Source organism: Camelimonas lactis (assembly GCF_004342915.1).
GTDB classification, from domain to species: Bacteria; Pseudomonadota; Alphaproteobacteria; order Rhizobiales; family Beijerinckiaceae; genus Camelimonas; species Camelimonas lactis.
Genome location: NZ_SLWL01000043.1, coordinates 1 through 2,891 on the forward strand (window position 1 = coordinate 1; position 2,891 = coordinate 2,891).

Below are 2,891 nucleotides of genomic sequence, written 5' to 3' on the forward strand. Positions count from 1 at the left end.
CAGGCTGCCCGAGGCGTGGAATCGATGCCCACGATGCCGTGGAATCCATGCCCACGATCGCGTGGAATCGATGCCCATCATCCGTGGAATCCGCAAGACAGTTCGAGGCGACGCGGACAAGCAGGTCGACTTTGCCGCAAAGATCGGCGGCGGTCTCGGACACTTGCAACTCAACCACAACGCACATACGCCGGGCGTGCAAGAAGCCTCCCAACGGGCGAGATCGCTTGTTTTCATCACCTTTGGCGTGATCGCTGCCACGGCCCTTAAAGCCTATCGGGAGGTCGCGGAGGTGCCGCTCTTCGTGTGCGAGAACGGCTTCATCGCCATTAACCCGCCTCTGACCGGCGGGCGGCTCGGAAGCCTCAGCACTCGCACGGCACATCCGGAGTTCCTGGCTCGTCTACAAAAGGTGCTGGATGCGGCAGGGCTCCGTGTCAAGATCACTAACCCCTATGCCTCGAAAACCAAAGGCGAAATGCTCAAAGACTGCGCCGACCAGAAATTGCTTGGCGCGGAGGCTGCTCGTTCGACGAGCTGTGGTCGATTCCAACGGTTCAACTATCGCCAATGCGGGCGATGCGTTCCTTGCCAAGTCCGCCGGGCGGCGTTCCTCGCGTGGGACCCCACCCAAGATTCGACAGATTACGTCTATGAATCGATCGGAAAGGATGATGCAGATTACTCGGGGTTCGATGACGTGCGCTCAGTTGCGATCGCGCTAGCGGCCATCAAGGCGGATGGCATTGAGGCGTGGCTCGGTCATGCGTTGGCGTCCCCGTTCATCATTGACCGACCGGCTCTTGTCGGTATGCTTGAGCGCGGTCTTGAAGAGCTTCGCGCGCTTCATCAGGCTTACGGCGTTAAATGATCGATTTCCACGCGCACCTGGACCTTTATCCCGATCCGCACACCGTCGCGAACGAGTGCGTCGCTCGCGATCTCTACGTTCTTTCTGTCACGACAACACCGTCTGCCTGGTCCGGAACGGCGGCGCTGACAAAGGATGCGCCGCGTATTAGAACCGCGCTCGGACTGCATCCCCAAATCGCGCATGAGCGTAAAGGTGAGCTTCCGCTGTTTGAGCGCCTGTTACCGCAGGTTCGGTATGTTGGTGAAATCGGTCTGGATGGTGCTCCAGAATACCGGCGATATTGGCCGGACCAGGAGCATGTCTTTACCCGCGTGCTCAGTCTTTGTGCTCGCGCCGGGGGCCGCGTCATGACCATTCATAGCCGTCGCGCGTCCACCCAAGTTCTTGACGCGCTGGCGATGGAGCCAGATGCGGGCATAGCGATCCTTCACTGGTTTTCGGGAACGCAGAGGGAGCTTGCGCGCGCGGTCGATCTGGACTGCTGGTTCAGCGTTGGCCCAGCCATGTTGGCCGGTGACAAGGGGCGGGCACTGGCGGCCAAGATGCCACGGGAGCGAATCCTTACAGAGTCGGATGGCCCTTTCGCACAGGTTGACGGGCGAGCGGCATGGCCGTGGGATGCAGATCGAGCGGTAGAAGCGCTATCGAAGATCTGGTCAGAACCCATCGACACGGTGCAGCACCAGCTCGATAACAACCTCCGCCGACTAACCAGTCATGGGGTTGCTACCTAAGATTACGCCGCCTGCCTCTGGTCGAAAAGCGCAGACTTGTCCTCTTCATCGAGCAGGGAGGCGATTTCCTCACAGGTGCGAGTAACGGCGAGCTTCAGGGCCTCATCGATATGGACGTAGCCCTGAGTCACGCTTTGGGCGGCATGGCCAAGCAGTGCCCTGATGGTCAGTTCGGAGAACCCCAGGTCACCGGCGACGCTGCCGAAGGTATGGCGCAGCGTATGCGGCGTGACACCCTCGATCCCCACGCTGGCGCAAAGTCTGAAGAGGCACGCTTTGGCCGACGTGAAATGCCCCTCGGTGATATCCGATGGGAAGACGTACGGATTATTGGCCCGAACCGGCTGGCTGGCGGCGAGCTTTGCTGCGGAAGGGCCGACCGCGCGGATCTGCGCATCGCTCTTGGTGTCAGGGAAAGCCACGTAGCCGGCATCGGCATGGAGCCAATGGCGTTCCACGCCCTGGCCCTCGGAAATGCGGAAGCCTGTGAGCGCTAGGAACCGGACGATGGCGAGCGCCACCGGGCTTTCGCCGTTGCGTTCCGCGTATCGCATCGCCGCGCCGAGTTTTTTGATCTCTGCCACGCTCAATCGCCGCTGCTTTTTCTTGCCAGCGAGCTTTCGCGCGCCGCGGCTCGGATGGCTTTCGATCTTGTCGAGGCGGGCGGCATGGCCAAGGATGCTCTGGAGTGTTCCGACGGCGCGGGAGGCAACGCCGGGTCCGCCCGTCGTGACGCCGCCTCGACCTCCGCCTCGCGGCTTTGCCGTCTTGCCGGCCACGATATCCGACTGCATTCCCTCGATATCGGCCACCTTCAGCGTATGCGCGAGGCGACTGCCGAGGAGCGGCTTGATGTGCGTTTCGATGCGGCTCTTGTCCATGGCGAGCGTCGATTTCTTGATCGGCCGATTTCGGCGGCCGAGGATGCGGCCAGCCTCGGCCTCGGCGAGATACCAGTCACACAAGGCAGAGACTGTCTGCTGGTGATGCGGGTCCTTGTTGGCATCGGCAGGATCGTCTCCGTCCGCGATCATGCCGAGCTTGACCTTCGCCTTTTCGCGAGCCTGCTCAACGGTCATCACTCCGAAACGGCCGAGATTAATGCGCCGTTCCTTGTTGGCCGCGTTTCGATAATTCAGCACGAATGTTTGAAGGCCGGAGGGGAGCATGCGGACTCCGAACCCCCGATGAGAACACCGGGAATAAAGTGCGCCATTTTCTGGCGTGCCTCACCGATATAAAAGTATGCCAGTCCTGCTAGACCTCCGTTTTTTGGCGGAGGC

Annotated in this window: 3 protein-coding genes and 1 pseudogene; 2 read left to right on the forward strand and 2 right to left on the reverse strand. The window is 61.0% G+C overall.

Features of this window, described 5'->3' with window-relative positions; all coding sequences use genetic code 11:
• The first annotated feature begins 70 nt into the window (after positions 1–70).
• Positions 71–871 carry a 7-cyano-7-deazaguanine synthase gene (locus EV666_RS18005; RefSeq protein WP_245514515.1) on the forward strand — a complete coding sequence of 267 codons (801 nt, stop codon included), beginning with the start codon at positions 71–73 and terminating at the stop codon, positions 869–871.
• Positions 868–1,608, forward strand: a complete 741-nt coding sequence (qatD, locus tag EV666_RS18010) for a Qat anti-phage system TatD family nuclease QatD (protein ID WP_132011024.1) — start codon at positions 868–870, stop codon at positions 1,606–1,608. The genes EV666_RS18005 and qatD overlap by 4 nt, the downstream gene beginning before the upstream one ends.
• A gap of 2 nt (positions 1,609–1,610) precedes the next feature.
• Here the strand turns inward: qatD and EV666_RS18015 are convergent, their stop codons facing one another.
• Together EV666_RS18015 and EV666_RS18810 are read right to left on the reverse strand one after the other, a co-directional pair.
• A complete protein-coding gene (locus EV666_RS18015) occupies positions 1,611–2,642 on the reverse strand; it encodes a tyrosine-type recombinase/integrase (protein ID WP_342635673.1) in 1,032 nt (343 codons plus the stop codon).
• Positions 2,616–2,786, reverse strand: a pseudogene (locus EV666_RS18810) (Arm DNA-binding domain-containing protein); the annotation flags it as partial. The pseudogene EV666_RS18810 and the gene EV666_RS18015, both read right to left, overlap by 27 nt.
• Positions 2,787–2,891: the final 105 nt, after the last annotated feature.